The sequence below is a fragment of the Larkinella ripae genome, assembly GCF_054780775.1.
Map to the genome: position 1 here is coordinate 350,031 of NZ_BAAGVR010000030.1, position 16,887 is coordinate 366,917.

The 16,887-nt window shown below is 53.8% G+C and carries 12 protein-coding genes; 8 read left to right on the forward strand and 4 right to left on the reverse strand.

Annotation, left to right across the window (positions count from 1 at the left end):
- The first annotated feature begins 23 nt into the window (after positions 1-23).
- Positions 24-3,227, forward strand: coding sequence for an efflux RND transporter permease subunit (locus ACYVHX_RS27925; protein ID WP_460675004.1), 3,204 nt, complete (start codon positions 24-26; stop codon positions 3,225-3,227).
- Positions 3,220-4,656, forward strand: coding sequence for a TolC family protein (locus ACYVHX_RS27930; RefSeq protein WP_460675005.1), 1,437 nt, complete (start codon positions 3,220-3,222; stop codon positions 4,654-4,656). The genes ACYVHX_RS27925 and ACYVHX_RS27930 overlap by 8 nt, the downstream gene beginning before the upstream one ends.
- Positions 4,657-5,035: 379 nt before the next feature.
- Here the strand turns inward: ACYVHX_RS27930 and ACYVHX_RS27935 are convergent, their stop codons facing one another.
- Together ACYVHX_RS27935 and ACYVHX_RS27940 are read right to left on the reverse strand one after the other, a co-directional pair.
- Positions 5,036-7,660, reverse strand: coding sequence for an ABC transporter permease (locus ACYVHX_RS27935; protein WP_460675006.1), 2,625 nt, complete (start codon positions 7,658-7,660; stop codon positions 5,036-5,038).
- Entirely contained in the window at positions 7,657-7,992 is a 336-nt protein-coding gene (locus ACYVHX_RS27940) for a PadR family transcriptional regulator (RefSeq protein ID WP_460675007.1), read from the reverse strand. Before ACYVHX_RS27940 ends, ACYVHX_RS27935 begins: the two co-directional genes overlap by 4 nt.
- Positions 7,993-8,257: 265 nt before the next feature.
- Between ACYVHX_RS27940 and ACYVHX_RS27945 the strand changes: the two genes are divergently transcribed.
- From ACYVHX_RS27945 to ACYVHX_RS27960, 4 genes are all read left to right on the forward strand, one after another.
- Positions 8,258-8,941 (forward strand): MCP four helix bundle domain-containing protein, encoded by a 684-nt coding sequence (locus tag ACYVHX_RS27945; RefSeq protein ID WP_460675008.1) that lies wholly within the window; start codon positions 8,258-8,260, stop codon positions 8,939-8,941.
- A gap of 293 nt (positions 8,942-9,234) precedes the next feature.
- Positions 9,235-9,972, forward strand: coding sequence for an OBAP family protein (locus ACYVHX_RS27950; protein ID WP_460675009.1), 738 nt, complete (start codon positions 9,235-9,237; stop codon positions 9,970-9,972).
- Positions 9,973-10,023: 51 nt separating this feature from the next.
- Entirely contained in the window at positions 10,024-10,917 is an 894-nt protein-coding gene (locus ACYVHX_RS27955) for an ROK family protein (protein ID WP_460675010.1), read from the forward strand.
- A 66-nt stretch (positions 10,918-10,983) separates the two neighbouring features.
- The gene (locus tag ACYVHX_RS27960) at positions 10,984-11,544 is read left to right on the forward strand and encodes a D-sedoheptulose-7-phosphate isomerase (RefSeq protein WP_460675011.1); all 561 of its coding nucleotides are present in this window, start codon (positions 10,984-10,986) and stop codon (positions 11,542-11,544) included.
- A gap of 82 nt (positions 11,545-11,626) precedes the next feature.
- On the opposite strand, the gene ACYVHX_RS27965 is transcribed toward ACYVHX_RS27960, so the two are convergent.
- Positions 11,627-12,352 carry a molybdopterin-dependent oxidoreductase gene (locus ACYVHX_RS27965; RefSeq protein ID WP_460675012.1) on the reverse strand — a complete coding sequence of 242 codons (726 nt, stop codon included), beginning with the start codon at positions 12,350-12,352 and terminating at the stop codon, positions 11,627-11,629.
- A 72-nt stretch (positions 12,353-12,424) separates the two neighbouring features.
- On the opposite strand from ACYVHX_RS27965, the gene ACYVHX_RS27970 reads away from it, so the two are divergent.
- Together ACYVHX_RS27970 and ACYVHX_RS27975 are read left to right on the forward strand one after the other, a co-directional pair.
- Complete coding sequence (locus ACYVHX_RS27970; RefSeq protein ID WP_460675013.1) at positions 12,425-13,297, forward strand: LytTR family transcriptional regulator DNA-binding domain-containing protein; 873 nt, start codon at positions 12,425-12,427, stop codon at positions 13,295-13,297.
- A 108-nt stretch (positions 13,298-13,405) separates the two neighbouring features.
- Positions 13,406-14,116 (forward strand): hypothetical protein, encoded by a 711-nt coding sequence (locus ACYVHX_RS27975; protein ID WP_460675014.1) that lies wholly within the window; start codon positions 13,406-13,408, stop codon positions 14,114-14,116.
- A gap of 60 nt (positions 14,117-14,176) precedes the next feature.
- On the opposite strand, the gene ACYVHX_RS27980 is transcribed toward ACYVHX_RS27975, so the two are convergent.
- Positions 14,177-16,705, reverse strand: coding sequence for a YfhO family protein (locus tag ACYVHX_RS27980; RefSeq protein ID WP_460675015.1), 2,529 nt, complete (start codon positions 16,703-16,705; stop codon positions 14,177-14,179).
- Positions 16,706-16,887 lie beyond the last annotated feature (182 nt).

Below are 16,887 nucleotides of genomic sequence, written 5' to 3' on the forward strand. Positions count from 1 at the left end.
TCATTATTCATTTTTCAAAAGATATGTTCAATAAATTCATACGCCGACCCGTATTCGCGATTGTAATATCGGTCATGATCGTCTTTGTCGGGGTCTTGGCGATCAAGAAATTACCGATTTCCCAATTTCCGGATATCGCCCCAACCACCGTCAATATCTTTATCGCGTATCCCGGCGCCAGTGCCGATGTGCTGGTGAAATCCACGCTGATTACGCTGGAGCAGGCCATCAATGGTGTGCAGGATATGCGGTACATCGCAACCGATGCCACCAGCGCCGGTGAGGCTACGCTCCGGATTATTTTCGAACCGGGGACGGACCCGAACGACGCCGTGATCCGGGTGAAAACCCGCGTGGACCAGGTGATGCCGCTTCTGCCCGAACTCGTTCAGCGCGAAGGCGTTATCATTACGCCCATCCAGCCCAGTATGCTGATGTACGTCAACCTTTATTCGAAGGCCAAGAGCATTGACGAAAAATTCCTGTTCAACTACGCGACCGTGAAGATGATTCCGGAAATTCAGCGGACCAGGGGGGTGGCCCGGGCGCAGATTCTGGGGAGTCGGCGCTACGCAATGCGCGTCTGGCTGAATCCTGACCGGATGCGGGCTTATAATATCTCGACCGAGGAAGTCATGAAGGCCCTGGGCGAACAGAGCATCATTGGCCGGCCGGGTCGGCTTGGGCAAAGCTCCGGAATCGCGGCCCAGTCGCTGGAATACGTGCTGACGTATAAAGGCCGGTACAGCGAGCCGAAAGAATACGAAGACATCATTATCCGGGCTAATGCCGAGGGGGAAAGCATTCACCTCAAGGACATTGCGAAGGTGGAGCTGGGCAGTGAGTTTTTCGATATTTATTCCAACCTGGACGGCCACGCGTCGGCGGCCATTGTGTTGCGGCAAAACTACGGCAGTAACGCCAGCGATGTCATCAAGGAAGTAAAGGAAAAGCTGGATGTGATGAAAAGCTCTTTTCCGCCGGGCATGGATTACAAGATCAGCTACGACGTGTCGCAGTTTCTGGATGCGTCAATCGAACAGGTCATTCACACACTGCGCGACGCTTTTATCCTTGTCGCGCTGGTGGTTTTTATTTTTCTGGGTGACTGGCGCTCGACCCTGATCCCGATTCTCGCGGTGCCGGTTTCCCTGATCGGGGCGTTTTTTGTCATTCAGGCCTTTGGGCTTTCCATTAACCTCATTACCCTTTTTGCGCTGGTCCTGGCCATCGGTATTGTGGTCGATGACGCGATTGTGGTGGTGGAAGCCGTGCACGCCAAGATGGAAGAAGAACCGCACCTAACGCCCTTTAATGCCGTCAGAAAGGTGCTGGGGGAGATCAGCGGAGCCATCATTGCCATCACGGCCGTCATGGTGTCGGTATTCCTGCCCATTTCGTTTATGTCAGGCCCGGTCGGAACGTTCTATCGTCAGTTTTCGATCACGATGGCTAGTTCGATTGTAATTTCGGCCCTGATTGCCCTGACCCTGACCCCGGTTTTGTGTGCCATGCTACTGAAAAACCACCATGGTCATGCCCGGAAGAAAAACCTGCTGGACCGCGCCATCGCCGGTTTCAACCGGGGCTTTGAAACGTTGACGGGCCGCTACGTGGGTCTGCTCACCTTAATCGTGAACCGGCGGGTTCTTACGTGGCTCATCCTACTGGCGTTCGGTTTAGGAATTTTTTACGCAAACCAGATTCTGCCGGCCGGTTTTATTCCGAACGAAGACCAGAGCACGATTTACGCGATCATCCAGACGCCCCCGGGTTCGACGCTGGAAAAAACCAACGAGGTGTCGCAGCGGCTTCAGAAAATTTGCGAAGAAGTTCCGGGCATCGAATCCGTCTCGTCGCTGGCCGGTTACGAGATCATGACGGAAGGCCGGGGTTCCAACGCCGGGACCTGTCTGATTAACCTGAAACCGTGGTCGGAGCGCGACCATAACGTGAAGGAGATCATGGAAGAACTGGAGGAGGAAACGCGGGGCCTGGGCGCTACGGTCGAATTCTTTGAGCCACCGGCCATTCCCGGTTTTGGTACGTCGGGCGGTTTTTCGATGCGCTTGCTGGATAAAAATACCGACACGGATTACAGCGAGTTTGACAAGATCAACAAGGAATTTCTGGATAACCTGGCCAAGCGGAAAGAACTTACGGGCCTGTTTACCTTCTTTGCCGCCAATTATCCGCAGTACGAACTGGAAATTGACAACAAGCTGGCGATGCAAAAAGGGGTTTCGATCGGAAAAGCGATGGACAACCTTAACATCATGATCGGGAGTACGTACGAACAGGGTTTCATCAAGTTCAACCAGTTCTTCAAGGTGTACGTGCAGTCCGACCCCAGTTTCAGAAGGCTGCCGTCCGATCTGTTGAAGCTTTTTGTGAAAAACGAAGCGGGTGAAATGGTGCCGTACTCGTCGTTCATGACGCTGAAAAAAGGGCAGGGACCAAATGAAATTACCCGGTTTAACCTCTACAATTCAGCCGCCATTCAGGGGCTTCCGGCGAAGGGCTATACGACGGCCGATGCCATTGCCGCCATCCGGGAAGTGTCCGCCAAGACGCTCCCCAAAGGCTACGACATCGCTTTTGAAGGTCTTTCGTACGATGAAGCGGGCCGGGGTAACGAGACGTTATACGTCTTTCTGATTGTGGTCGCCTTTGTCTACATGGTGCTGGCCGCGCAGTACGAGAGTTTCATCATTCCGCTGGCCGTGTTGTTCTCCCTGCCGGTTGGAATCTTCGGCTCCTTTCTGATGCTCAAGCTTATGGGGCTGGAAAACAACATCTACGCCCAGATCGGACTCATCATGCTGGTGGGTCTGTTGGGGAAGAACGCCGTACTGATCGTTGAGTTTGCCGTTCAGAAGCGCCAGCAGGGCGAAACCATCCTGGCCGCAGCCATTGAAGGAGCGAAGGTGCGGTTTCGCCCGATCCTGATGACTTCCTTCGCCTTCGTGGCCGGGTTGATTCCGCTGATTATTGCCACAGGTGCCGGGGCAATTGGCAACCGGACCATTGGTGCCTCGGCGCTGGGCGGGATGCTGTTCGGGACCATTTTCGGGGTCATCATCATCCCCGGCCTGTATTACATCTTTGGCAATCTGGCCGATGGCCGCCAGTTGATTAAGGACGAAGAAGAAGGCCCGTTGTCCGAAGATTTTGTCCATACGGTAGACACGTTTCCACAACCTGAAGAAAGTGAAGTCAATGAATAATAAACGAATTGTGAATTGGTTCGGGACGATGACGCTCATGACCCTGATCAATGCCGCCTGCCAGACGCCCGCGCTGGTCTCCCGCACCGAGAATAAAACCGTACCGGCCAGCTACGCCAACTCGCTGGATTCGACCAACTCGGGCCAGGTTCGGTGGAAGGAGTTTTTCACGGACCCGAATCTGAATGAGTTGATCGACCTGGCCTTGAAAAACAACCAGGAACTGAATATTACGTTGCAGGAGATTGAAATTTCCCGGAACGAAATCAAAGCCCGGCAGGGGGAATACCTGCCGTTTGTGAGCATCGGCGGGGGAGCCGGCGTCGAAAAAACGCCCCGGTACACCCGACTGGGGGCGGTGGAGGCTACGACGGACATTAAACCGGCCAAAGAGATGCCGGACCCGCTGCCCGATTTTCGGGTGGGTGCGTTTGCCCGCTGGGAGGTGGATATCTGGCACAAATTGCGGAACGCCAAGAAAGCCGCCATTTCCCGCTATCTGGCTTCGGTGGAAGGAAGAAACTTCATGACGACGAATCTGATTGCCGAAATCGCCAACTCTTATTACGAACTGCTGGCGCTTGACAATCAGCTTGCCATCATTCGGCAGAATATTGATATTCAAAGCAATGCCCTGAAAATTGTCAGGATGGAAAAGGAGGCAACGCGGGTGACCGAACTGGCCGTCCGCCGGTTTCAGGCGCAGGTTTTGAATACCCAGAATCTCCAGTACGATATTCAGCAGAAAATTGTCGAGGCCGAAAACCGGATCAATTTTCTGGTGGGCCGCTATCCGCAGCCGGTGCAGCGGAACAATCAGGATTTCGAGAAACTGGTGCCGACCGCCATCCAGGCCGGTCTGCCGTCGCAGTTGCTGGAAAACCGCCCGGACGTTAGACGGGCGGAGCATGATCTGGCAGCCGCCAAGCTGGATGTGCAGGTTGCGAAGGCAAATTTTTATCCGTCACTGGGCATTTCGGCCGGTTTGGGCATTCAGTCGTTTAATCCCATCTACCTGGCCACCTTGCCGGAATCCCTGCTGGCGTCGCTGGTGGGCGATTTGGTCGGGCCCGTGGTGAACAAAAACGCGATCAAAGCCGCCTACGCCAGTGCCAATGCCCGCCAGATTCAGGCGGTTTATAATTACGAACGGACGCTGCTGAATGCCTATATTGAGGTGGCCAACCAACTCTCCAAAATCGGTAATCTGGAGAAAAGTTACGAGGTAAAAACCAGTGAGGTGCAGGCGCTTACCGAGTCGATCGCGATTTCAAACCGCCTATTTAGTTCCGCCCGCGCCGATTACATGGAAGTGCTGCTGACCCAGCGGGATGCGCTGGAGTCCCGGTTCGACCTGATTGAGACCAAAATGCAGCAGATGAATGCCGTGGTGAATGTCTACCGGGCGTTGGGGGGCGGCTGGAATTGAAGCTACGGCTTGCAGATCTACTTCTTTTCAGCGTTTGATTAGTGCCCCTTGCAGCACTGTGCTTTGTCGGCTGGAAACGTAACCCCCTTACTATCCTGACGCCGAGGGTACTTCCGGGATCATCAGGAAAGCGGGTAACATCTTCCCGTATTGTCACAACGCTTGGTGCTACAAAAACCGCTTGCAAATTTCAGTTTGCAAGCGGTTTTTCGTAAAAAGTGACAAGCCGTTACGGATTGCACTCAAAAATCTCAATAGAGCCCCGAAGGGCCAGGCTCCCGCACTTGCAGGTGTGCTTAGCGCCCGGACACCGCTTCTTTTCGGTTTGAATGCCCAGGCCGGAGCCGGAAATAGCTCTTACCGCTTAAAGACCAGCTCTTTAGTCTTTTTTCAGCACGGCAGCCGGGTTGCTACGGGCGGCTTTCAGGGTTTGAAAACCGATCATCAGAAAAGCCGCTACCAGAACCCCCGCCAGGCCCAGTCCCAATTCGGCCAAGCCCAGCGGAATGTGGTATGCAAAATTGGCCAGGACCACCCGGTCGAAGAAAAGCCAGGTGGCGGGTAGGGCAATCAAGGCCGCCAGCACCAGCAGAAGCAGAAAGCCCTTGCTCAACAAATAGATCAGCATGAATTCGTTGGCTCCCAGAATCTTGCGAATACTGATTTCCTTCAGGCGGGTTTCGGTGGTAAAAACCACCATGCCAAACAAGCCCAGCGATGCAATGCTGATCGTCAGCGCGGCCAGAAACCCAATCACTTTCACCATCACCGAAAATAGACTGTAAGCGCGTTCAAGCTGTTCGTCGTAAAACGTGGCCTTCAGGGGGTGAATTTTATCGACTTTCTGCCAGACCTGTTCGATGGCTTCCAGGGTTGCGGGCCAGTCGTTGGTCGTGATTTTCGCGTTCAGGTAACCGCCGGGCGCGTCGCCGAAATACCGGAAAACCGTCGGCTCAATCTTGTCCATGAGCGTGCCGTAATGGAAATCCTTCACCACGCCGACAATGGTGAGCTTTTTGCCTTCGGGCGTTGTAAGCTGTTCGCCCAGCGCCTGGTTGGGTTTTCGTTGGCCGATGTTAAATCGTTTCAGAATCTGCTCATTCACAATAACTTCGGTTTCTTCACCCTGCGTGGGTCGGGTTGTGAAATTTTTCCCCGCCAGAAACTGATGGTCATGCAGGTGCAGATACTGCCCGTCGATGTAATTGAGCCAGATGCCGGCCGAATCGTCTTTGTACTTCATCTGCATCCCGTGAATACTGCCCAGACTCGTGATGATGCGGGATTTGGAGATCTGATCGACGGCCGGAATGGCCGCTAATTCTTTAAGCAAAACGTCACTTTTGTTGCCCTGGAGGTCAATATTCAGGATATTTTTGGTGGAAAAGCCGAGGTCAAACGTGAGAAAGCCCCGGTACTGCCGGTAGCCAATCAGCGTGGCGGTAATAAACATCAGCGAGAAAACGTACTGAACCACAATCAGGGCTTTGCGCATCGTGACGTGCCGGAAAAGTTGCAGCGACGATACATCCTTTAAAACCTGAATGGCCTTGATGCGGGAAAAAAACAAAGCGGGCAAAAAACCGGCCATAAACCCCACCGCGACGGCGAAAACGATGAAAAACAGGAGGAGCCGAAACGATATTTCCAGCGAAACCAGGTCGGCCAGTTGAGGAGCGAGGGCCATGAATTCCGGGCGTAACAGCAAAAAAAGCACGAACCCAAGCACCAGCGCCAGCAGCGAGATAAGCACCGACTCGGCAATGAACTGGCCCAGAACGTGGCTTCTCCGGGCGCCGATTACTTTCCGGATCCCAACTTCGCGGGAGCGCCGGAAGGAGCGGGCAATCGACAGGTTGGTGTAATTAAAGCAGGCCGATAAAATAACGACGAACGCCAGACCGCCCAACACCCAAACGACGATGATGTTCATGGTAGGCCCAATCGGGTTGCCCAGGTTTTTACCCAGCGTGATTTGTTTCAACGGCTGCAGCGAAAGGCCAATGACCCGGTTTTTTAGCGCCGAGTTCTCGACCGTGCTTAGTTGGTCTAAATTGGCTTGTAAGGTGCTAACGTCCTGATTTTTCGACGAAACCAAATAAATGTATGTCGAATAGATGTTTCGCCAGTCCAGAAAATCACCGTCGGAGTCGGTTTTTTGCAGGGCCGCCGTGGAGAACGACGCCAGGGACTCAAACCGCAGATGTGATAACTTCGGAATGTCTTTCAGAACACCGGTGACCACGTAATTGAAGGTGTCGAACCGGACGGTTTTGCCCAGCACATTTGTTTCGCCGAATAATTTGAGGGCCGACTTTTCGGTCAAAACCAGCGAATACGGTTCTTTGAGGGCCGTCGCCGGATCGCCCTGCACCATCGGAAACGTGAACACCTGAAAAAAGTGTTCGTCGGCCCAGAGTCCACCCAGCGGAACGGCCGTTTCACCCACCAGGGCGTCTCCGCCAAATCCCCGGCGGAGCAGCGTAACGGCATCAATACCGGGGAGGGTTTCCCGGATTTTCAGCCCGGCTTTGGCTGAGGTCGAAGCCAGGTTCATGGCGGGTTGCCCGGTTTGCTGATCGGTCGTAAAAACGCGGTAAATCCGGTCTCTTTTTTCGTGAAAACGGTCGTACGTCAGTACGTCCGTCAGGAAGGCAATGATCAGCAGGCCCACCGACATGCTGACGGCCAGCCCGAAAATGTTGATGAGTGAGAACAACTTGTTCCGCACCAGACTGCGCCGGGAGGTTTTAAGGTAGCTGCCAATCATGATCCAGTGAATGAAGACAAAGAGAAAATCGGGTTTACGGATGGTGTATAATCGAAAAAACTTCAACGCATCGGCGCAGTAAATCAGTCGGGCCCGGCGGGCTCCTTTGGTGGTGAGATTGCGCTCGAAGTACTCGTTCATGTCGCCTTCCAGATCCTCGAGCAGCTCGGGACGGCAGTACCAGCGGAGCAGTGTCTGCGCCCAGCGGGGCGGTTTTGGGTGGGGCGTTTTCATACGGAACCTTCCAGGTTGAAACCGGGAATGATGCGCCAGAGGGCCTCCCGAACTTCTTTTGCTTTGATTAAGGCCACTTTTCCGGCCTGCGTCACTTCATAAAACCGTTTGCGTTTGCCACCCCGGGCGCTGGTGGCTTCGCCCAGGCTGCTTTGAACCAGCGCTTTTTCTTCGAGCCGGTTCAGCACGGCGTGAACAACGCCAAGTTTGGTTACCCGACCGGTATGTTTCTCCAATTCGTCGCAAATGGCGACACTATAAGCCTCGTTGACGAGTGCCGCGATGGTCAGCAGCACCAATTCTTCAAATTCGCCCAGATTGGTTCCTTTCATGGATCTGTTCAGGCAACGTTTAGGTTGTTAATTCACCAAATGTATGTAAAATGAAATTATTAATTCACTATATGTATGTAAAATATTTTTTGTTTTTTAACAAACCGGTAACCGTTCAGAAACCGGGTGAGAACGATAAAGAAGGCAAACCCTTCGTCGGAGGTTTTAAACCCGTTGGCAGATTATATGGAAATATTCGTATTTTCGTTTGTATGATAGGAAGAGGAAAGCAAAGTTGCTTCGGACAAATTAATTTAATAAGCCTATGAAGTGGTCATTTGTCATTCAGCAGAAAATAAAGGCCGCCGTTTTATTGACCGGCATTATGGCGCTGGTTGTGTTGTGTTCGTTTCTTTCAAAAAGTACGATGAGGGATCTAGATAAATCATTTTCATCGATCTATCAGGACCGCCTTATTCCGGCGGTCGATATGGTTTATTTAAGCGAAAATCTGTATACCAAGCGCTTATTGCTGGAACATTATCTTTTTTCCAATTCGGACTTAACTTCGGCGCAACTAAGCGGACAATTGAGAAAAAAGGACCAGGCCATTGACTCGCTGATCAGGAATTTTGAAAAAACATTTCTGATCGCCGAAGAAGCTAAAAGTCTCGATGCGTTCAAAAACCGGGTGAGAACGTATGCGGTTTTGGAAAATGAAATTATTGCGCTTAAACAGCGGGGCGATTCAGTCGCAGGTAGTGAGCTGTTCAATAAGCGGGCGGCTGTTATCTTTCAGCAGTCCATCAAATCGCTCAATGAATTAATCAGTATTCAATCGGCTGTGGGACAGGATCTTGTGAAGGAATCGAAAAGTGAATCATCGCAATTTAATCTGATCTCTTCGCTGCAAATTGTGGTGGCGATTGTGATCGGTTTATTGGTCCTTGGACTCATTCATAATTCCAAAATTATAACGCAGGAAAGGCAACCTTTTCACCTGAACTGATCGGGTTTGTGTTTTTGCATACAAGTGTTTATTTGCATGCGACCCGTTGATGGAGCGAACGCTACATGTAAAAGGTTTAGATTAGAAAACACGTTTACATGTAGCGTTCCGCATTTTACATTAATTATTTTCTTTAAATAAAATTGGTTTTTCAGCCAGCGACTGTAAATTGACAGATTAAGTAAAAATATCCGGATAATAAATGGAATTTCTGATTTCCGGTTTTTTGCAAATAAACGCCCCGAATCGACGTTCTGATTGCACGAGATGAAGAGAATGGGTAATCAGCACTAATGATCAGATTCGGGTTCTACATACTTCTGGCTGCGTCGATTCTGGCCTGCGGAGGAGATTTTTCGTCTTCCCAAAAACAAGCTGCCGATCCTGCCAAAACCGGCTCCAGCGACGACGAATCAAAAACCGCCGTTCCGAATTTTGACCAGCATTTCAGCGGTTTTCATTTTTACAACGGCCACCGGGCGGGCCAGCTGGAAACGCATCATTTCTGTCAGAAATTCAGCGCACACCTCACGCAATGTGTTATTCTTGACGGCAGCGGACCAAACGCCCGGTTGATGGGCGTTGAATACATTATTTCGGATAGCCTGTTCAGAACGCTGCCGGACGATGAAAAAAAGCTTTGGCACAGCTACCGCTACGCCGTCAAAAGCGGTTTGCTGATGGCGCCCGATCTCGCGCCCGAAGCTGAGCACAAGCTGATGACTACCCTGGTGTCGGCTTACGGCAAAACCTGGCAGACCTGGCATACCGGTCAGGATTTTCCCCTTCCGTACGGCGGTCCGGCCCTGATGATGAGTTTCACGCGGGATGGCCAGCTCGATCCGGCTCTGCTGCAAAACCGGGACCGGCGCCTGAAAGAATCGACCGCCGAAAAACAAAAACAGCGCAGCGACATTCTGGGTCGCCCGGCGCTTTCCGGTGCCGACTCCTGGCAAAATGGCGCTCCGGTCCAGCTTCCGGCCTTGACGAGCCGAAATTATCGGTATCTCCAAAAAGATAGCCTGCGATAAATTTTTTCTTTTTTACCTTTGCCCGCCGGATCAGCCATCCGACTTATTATAATGAATCTTGGTATTGAAATTGGCGGGACGAAACTGCAAATCGTCACGGGCGAAGGCGCCGGCATCCGGCAGCACTTTCGCTATACGGTCGATAAGTCCCGGGGCGCGGCCGGTATTTTACAGCACATCGAAGAAACGATCGGGCAGGTGTCCGAACCACTCCAAACCGTTGGGGTTGGCTTCGGTGGGCCGGTCAATACGCAAACGGGTCAGATCGCAACCTCGCACCAGATCGAGGGGTGGTCCGGTTTTAGGCTGACCGACTGGCTGCACGAACGAACGTCGGCCCGGCGGATTCGGGTGGAGAACGACGCCAACGTGGCGGCACTGGGCGAAGCGCTGCACGGCGCGGGGCGCGGTTTTCGTCACGTTTTTTACGTCACGCTGGGCAGTGGAGTAGGGGGCGGTATGGTGGTCGACGGGCAGATTTACCACGGAATGCCGCCGGGCGAAACCGAAATCGGTCACCTCCGGCTAGACAAATCCGGTACAACGCTAGAGTCGGTTTGTTCCGGCTGGGCCGTCGATCAGGAAATCCGCCAGGCCATTGCTACCTTGCCGCCGGACTCCCTTTTAAAGCAACGGGTTGGGTCGGCCACCGCGGGCGAGGCCCGGTTTTTACGGGAAGCGTTCGACCAGGGCGACGAAACCGCCCGGCGGATTTTCGAACGCATGGCCGACGACCTGGCTTTTGGCCTGTCGCACGTCGTTCACCTGCTGCATCCGGATGTGATCGTGTTGGGCGGGGGCCTGTCGCTGACGGGCGAACCGTTGCGGGCGGCTGTCGAGAGACGGCTACCCACGTTCTTAATGGGCGCTTTCCAGCCCGGCCCGGCGGTTCGGCTGGCCGAACTAGGCGAAAATACTGTGCCGATCGGAGCACTGAATTTATAACATTTACAGGTCTACAGATCCAGTTGTACCGACCTGAAAACCGGCATTCTTCACCCTTTATTTTGTATGCAAACGTATTTTGAACAATACCTGACCGATCATAAGGCCGCGATCGACTCGATTCCGGTTGGGCAAGTAACGCAGATTGTAAACCTGCTGAAAACCTGCTGGGAAGAAGACCGGCAATTGTTTGTGTTCGGCAACGGCGGGAGCGCGGCCAATGCGTCCCACTTCATTACCGACCTGGGCAAAGGAGCCTCCGATAAGCTGGGCAAGCGGTTTCGCTGCCTCTCGCTGAACGACAATACCGCCTGGATCACTGCCCTCGGCAACGATTATTCCTACGACGATGTGTTTGCGGGGCAGTTGCAGAACTATGCGCAGCCGGGCGATCTGGTGCTGACCATGAGCGTGAGCGGTAATTCGCCCAACCTGGTAAAAGCCGTTCAGTGGGCCAGCGACCACGGCTTGACGAGTGTGGCGCTGGTGGGCGGAAAACGCGGAAAACTAGCAGAATTGGCAAATGAAGTCATTGTCATCGACTCCGAACATTACGGTCGCGTGGAAGACGCTCACATGACCATCTGTCATATGCTGTGTTACGCGTTTATGGAGAATTCGATATAAAGAGACGCTGAATGAGGAGCGATGAACAACAAATTGTCTTGCATTAGCTCATTCATCGTTCATCGCTCCTCATTCATCATTCTTAACTATACCGATCATTCCGCCAGGGGTAGGCCGTGTTGGAATAGCCGCGTTCTTCCCAGAAACCCAGGCGGTTTCCGGCGAGAAATTCGATGCGTTTGATCCACTTGGACCCTTTCCAGGCGTAGAGTTGGGGCGTAATCATCCGGAGCGGCCCGCCGTGTTCGCGCGGAAGCGGCTGCCCTTCGGCCGTGTGAACGAGCAGCACATCCGGTTTGAGGGCTTCCTCCAGCGACAGGTTCGTTGAATACCCGTCAAAACCGTAACACATGACGTGCGTCGCCGTTTCTTTGGGCATCACCAGCGCAGCCAGGTCGGCAAAGCGGACCCCCACCCAGGGCACGTCGAGCTTCGACCAGGTGGTTACGCAGTGAAAGTCACTTACATCCTTGGTTTGGGGCAGGGCCATAAAGTCGGCCCACTTCAGCCGGATGGGGTGCTCCACTTCGCCATCGATGGCCAGTTGCCATTTGTTGATTGGAATAGTGGGATGATGGCCCAGGTCAAGAACCGGCCATTTTTTCGTAACCGTCTGACTTTTTGGTACCTTCGGCATACCGTGGCGATTCGGTGGCCCCGAACCCAGCGGCTTATTCGGTCCGTCGATATGGTCGGCCACCGACGGCGTCTTCTGCATCGCTTCTTCAAACCGGCGTTTCAGCTTCATGCGGGCGTCCACGATGCGGTCGAGTTTGTCGGATTCCGGTGCGGTTTCTTCTGGTTCCATGCGTTGTGATTTTGAAGAGTAACAGCAAGTAAACCATTCTGGTTTTATGGCAACAGGAAAAGACAAGGAGAGATGGAACCACTGAGCCGTCGGCAACACGGTTTGTTGTTGATCATCGTTCCTGTTCTGGCGACGATCGCTTCGCACGTGGTCTTTTACCGACATTTCCCGTGGCAGGACGATTATCAGTTTCCGACCGCTTATTTTTTAACGGTGGCAACGGTCATGCTAACGTGCTGGACGGTTAACGTGGTGATTTTCCGGTACCTTGACCGCCGATTGCCCTTCTCCGACCACCCCGCCCGGCGAATCCGCTGGCAAATTCTGCTGGGTGGTGCCGCCACCATCCTGACTTTTTCGGTAGTTTTTCCCGGTGCCATCCGGTTTTATTCGGGCGCCTGGCCCAACGCGGTCCAGCTCACGTCCGGTGTTTTTGTCTGCCTGACGATTGCCAGCCTGATCAACGGGGGCTATGTCGGCTTGTATCTCCTTCAGGCGTTTCGGATCGAGAAGCTACGGGCGACGGATACACCCAACAACCACTTAGCCGAAGGGCAGACGAAAGGGGGAGCGGTTTCAGATGCAGCGGTTTTGATTGATGCGGGAAACCGCCAGTTTCGGTTCCGGCCCGACGAGATTGCTTATTTCTTCTCCACGCAGGGGGTGGTGTTGCTGGTCAAAACCGACGGACAGCAACTGACTACGGAGTACACCTCCTTTGCGAAACTCGAACCTAAAGTGCCCGACGGGTATTTTTTCCCGTTGAACCGCCAGTTTATGGTATCCCCGCAAGCCGTCCGGAGCGTGCAGGACGACCGCAACCGCAAGCTGCTGGTATTGCTGAGCCCGCCTTTGCACAAAAACCGGCCCGACGAAACGGTCACGGTGAGCCGGTACCGGAACGCCGAATTCAGAAAATGGCTCCGTCAGCTCAGCCCGCGCTGACCATTCATCGGCGGTTTCCGTACCATTCATCGAATCCGTAGCGGAAACGCACTTCGCGGATCGTTTTGCCGCCTTGTTTTACAGCGTTGAATAAATCTGTAAACCAGCATGCAACCGAATCTTTCCCATCTTTACGAGAATCCACCCTTCTGGCTCAGCCTGTGTTTCGGTGCAATTTTGCTCCTGACGCTCGCGGTTTTTTATGCCGCCCTTCGCAAAGCCGTCCCCACCAAAGCCGGTTTTTTTCTGATTTTCCTGCTGGGCTGGCTTGCGGTTTTAGGGGTGCTGGCCCAAAACCACTTTTTCCTGCGGATCGATGCGGTTCCGCCCCGGTTTTTAATCGCCGTTTTGCCGCCCTTGATTGGAATCAGTGCCTTGTTTCTGACGAAAAAGGGACGGTTTTTTCTGGATCAGTTGCCAATCCAAACGCTGACGTACCTGCATACGATCCGGATTCCGGTGGAGCTGGTGTTGTATGGCTTATTTTTGGACCAACAAATCCCGGAATTGATGACGTTTGAAGGGAGAAATTTCGATATTCTGGCCGGGCTGACGGCTCCGCTGGCCAGGTATTGGGCGGGGCAGAACCAGCCTGCATCCCGCCGGAAGCTGCTGATCTGGAACGGGATCGCACTGGTTTTGCTTATCAACATTGTGAGCCATGCCGTGTTGTCGGCACCGACGCCGATGCAGCAACTGGCGTTTGACCAGCCGAATGTGGGCGTGTTGAAAATTCCGTTTATCGGATTGCCCGGTTTTGTCGTTCCCGCCGTTTTATTCGCGCACCTGGTGGCGATTCGGCGGCTGTTGCGGTCCTGAATGTCCCGACCAGCGCGGGACACCGGCCCGGTTTTTAAAAACCGGGCCGGTGTATTTTGACTACGCCTTTTTCTTCCGGTTCTCCATAAAAACCGCCGTTCCGATGAAGGCAATAATGAGCAGCGAACACACCAGGTCAACCACTTTGCCAACCCGGATGGAAACCGGGTCGAATTTGAACACGATGGTGTGTTTGCCCGCCGGAACGCGCATGGCCCGAAGGACGTAGTTGGCGCGGAGGTGCGGCACTTCCTGGCCATCAACGGTGGCTTTCCACTCGTCGCGAACGTTGTAATAGATTTCGGAAAAAACCGCCAGTTGCTCACTGCTGGCGTTGCTTTCGTACGTTAGCTCATTGGGTTTGTAACTGGTCAGTCGAATCGAGTTGGCGGCCGAATCCGGCTGAATCTTCAAACCGTTCAATTGTTCGGCAAACCGTTGATCGACCACCGCGGACCGGCGCGTATCCAGACTGTCGAGCGCCTGCATTTCGGCATTCGCGTTCGGAACCAGCCGGAAGTTCTCTACAAACCAGGCATTGCCCAAAGCGCCGGGGTTGGGCTGGGCCACCGGCGGCCCCGGGGCCTGTTGTGGATTGGCCGACTGCCCCTGAGTAATGAAATACTTCGTATTCAGCATGTTGATTACGTTAAAATAGCTCGGCGAACCGGGCGCTTCCCGCAAATTCCGGTAGAGCTGAAACTCGGCCAGTTCCTGATACCGGCGCATTTTGGCCGCGTGATACCCGCCCAGCGATTTGTGGAAGTAGGACGCTTTGGCGTCGCTCATGAAGCTCGTAGTCAGGTCCAGGACGCGGTAATCGAGGGCTTTATCGGCCAGAATTTGCTCGTCGGCGGCCGTTGGCGTCACGGTTTCCTGAATGGCTTGTTTGTTGACAAAATCATCGTTGTTAAAATACCGTTTGTCGACGCCAAACTGATCGAAAATGACCAGCGCCAACAACAAGGGATAGAAAACAACCGGCCTGATGCGGTTGCGAACAAACAGCCCGATCAGCCCGCCCACCAGCAAAATCAGCACTGCCGACCGGAAGGCATCGGAACGAAGCATGCCGATGCGGTCTTCGATGATGGCCGAAAACACCTGGTCGGCCAAATTCTTGTTTTGCAGGGCCTGCTCCAGACTGCTCGAAAACATGGCATCGTTGGGCCCCCGAAAGCTTTGAAAAACCGTCGGAATAAGCGCCATCAGCAGCGCCAAACCGGCCGTTGCGCCCAGACTGATCAGCAAGGGACGGTTGAGCTGGGCCGCCGACCATTTTTGCTCGGCAAGCTGATTCAGGGCCAGAATGCCCAGCATAACCAGTGGCAATTGCGCCAGCGTCAGGGTCATCGTAACGGCCCGAAACTTGTTAAAACCGGGAAAGTAATCGAAGAAGGTGTAATTGAGCGCCGGGAAATTACTGCCCCAGGCCCAGGCGATGTACAGGAGCGCGATGCCCAGCGCCCACCATTTCAGGCGCCCCGGAACAATGAGCAGGCCGAGCACAAACAGAAAAATAACGATGGCGCCCGCATAAGCCGGGCCAGACTGGCTGTATAAATTTCCGTGGTAGAGCGGTATTTGTTGTATAAACTGCTGCGCCATCGTCGGATCGACCCCAATACCGGTCAACCTTTTATACGTTTCTGAACTCGTAGTCAGGGAGCCCGCTGAAGGGCCACCGGCGAAATTCGGAATCAGCAACGTAAACGTTTCGCCAACGCCGTAGCTGTACTGAAAAGCGTATTCTTTGCCCAGGCCATCTCCCGTGCTGGACGTGGACGGAGCGCCCGCTTCGGCTTTCGGCTGGATGGTCAGTTCGGATTTGCCCCGGGTCGAAACCGTCACGTAATCGGACGCATTCCAGAGCCGGGTCGTGTGCGTTCCGACGGCCAGAACTGCCGCCACGGCCAGCGCCGACAAGGCCAGCAGCAGTTGCCGGACGCGCCCTTCCCGCAGCGCTGCCACACTTTCGATCAGGACGTAAACCACAATACCAAAGGCCAGATAATAGGTAATCTGAACGTGGTTGGCGTATAATTCGAGGCCCAGAAACAGGGCCGTCAGGGCGGCTCCGGCCAGGTAACGGCCCCGCAGGGCGATCACAACCCCGCCCAGAATGCCCGGGGCGTAGGCCAGGGCCAGTATTTTCGAAACGTGGCCCGCTTCGAGACTCAATAACTGATAGGAAGCAAAAGCGTAGGCGACGGCCCCCACCGCCGACAGCCAGACATTGGCTCCCAGCGCCAGCATCAGCACAAAACCGCCCACCATCATCAGCCAGATGTAGTTGGCCGGATCGGGCAGCAGCAGGTTGATGTATTGGCCAAGCTTGTGAGTCAGACTGGTTGGGTAATCACCGGAAATCATGTAAGCGGGCATACCGCCAAACATGCTGTTGGTCCACCAGGCCCACTCGCCGGTTTGCTTGTGGTAGTCAACCACCTCGCGGCCAGCCGCCACGGACTGGATGATGTCGTGCTGGTTCAGGCGTTTCCCCTTCAGAACGGGCGAGCAGTACACAACGGCCAAAACCGCAAACCCAATGACGGCTATGAAATGGGGAAGGAAGCGTTTAAAATTCATACAAGTTGGTCAGGAAGCGCAACGCAGCTTTTGAAAGAACGGGTAAAGAAACGGTTTTTTCCAACACGGCGAAAACTCAGTCCGTCACTTTTTCCGTTTGCGGGTATCCACCAGCGGCTGACGGACGCCGTTAAGGACCGAACGTGCCGACGGCACCAGATCGTACCTGGAGGGACGCAGTA

Excerpts from the sequence above, each read along its gene's own strand:
- ACYVHX_RS27975 (WP_460675014.1), top strand. The coding sequence starts at position 13,406 with ATGCAACCGAATCTTTCCCATCTTTACGAGAATCCACCCTTCTGGCTC.
- ACYVHX_RS27945 (WP_460675008.1), top strand. The coding sequence starts at position 8,258 with ATGAAGTGGTCATTTGTCATTCAGCAGAAAATAAAGGCCGCCGTTTTA.
- ACYVHX_RS27955 (WP_460675010.1), top strand. The coding sequence starts at position 10,024 with ATGAATCTTGGTATTGAAATTGGCGGGACGAAACTGCAAATCGTCACG.
- ACYVHX_RS27965 (WP_460675012.1), bottom strand. The coding sequence starts at position 12,352 with ATGGAACCAGAAGAAACCGCACCGGAATCCGACAAACTCGACCGCATC.
- ACYVHX_RS27930 (WP_460675005.1), top strand. The coding sequence starts at position 3,220 with ATGAATAATAAACGAATTGTGAATTGGTTCGGGACGATGACGCTCATG.
- ACYVHX_RS27950 (WP_460675009.1), top strand. The coding sequence starts at position 9,235 with ATGATCAGATTCGGGTTCTACATACTTCTGGCTGCGTCGATTCTGGCC.
- ACYVHX_RS27925 (WP_460675004.1), top strand. The coding sequence starts at position 24 with ATGTTCAATAAATTCATACGCCGACCCGTATTCGCGATTGTAATATCG.
- ACYVHX_RS27940 (WP_460675007.1), bottom strand. The coding sequence starts at position 7,992 with ATGAAAGGAACCAATCTGGGCGAATTTGAAGAATTGGTGCTGCTGACC.
- ACYVHX_RS27970 (WP_460675013.1), top strand. The coding sequence starts at position 12,425 with ATGGAACCACTGAGCCGTCGGCAACACGGTTTGTTGTTGATCATCGTT.
- ACYVHX_RS27935 (WP_460675006.1), bottom strand. The coding sequence starts at position 7,660 with ATGAAAACGCCCCACCCAAAACCGCCCCGCTGGGCGCAGACACTGCTC.
- ACYVHX_RS27980 (WP_460675015.1), bottom strand. The coding sequence starts at position 16,705 with ATGAATTTTAAACGCTTCCTTCCCCATTTCATAGCCGTCATTGGGTTT.
- ACYVHX_RS27960 (WP_460675011.1), top strand. The coding sequence starts at position 10,984 with ATGCAAACGTATTTTGAACAATACCTGACCGATCATAAGGCCGCGATC.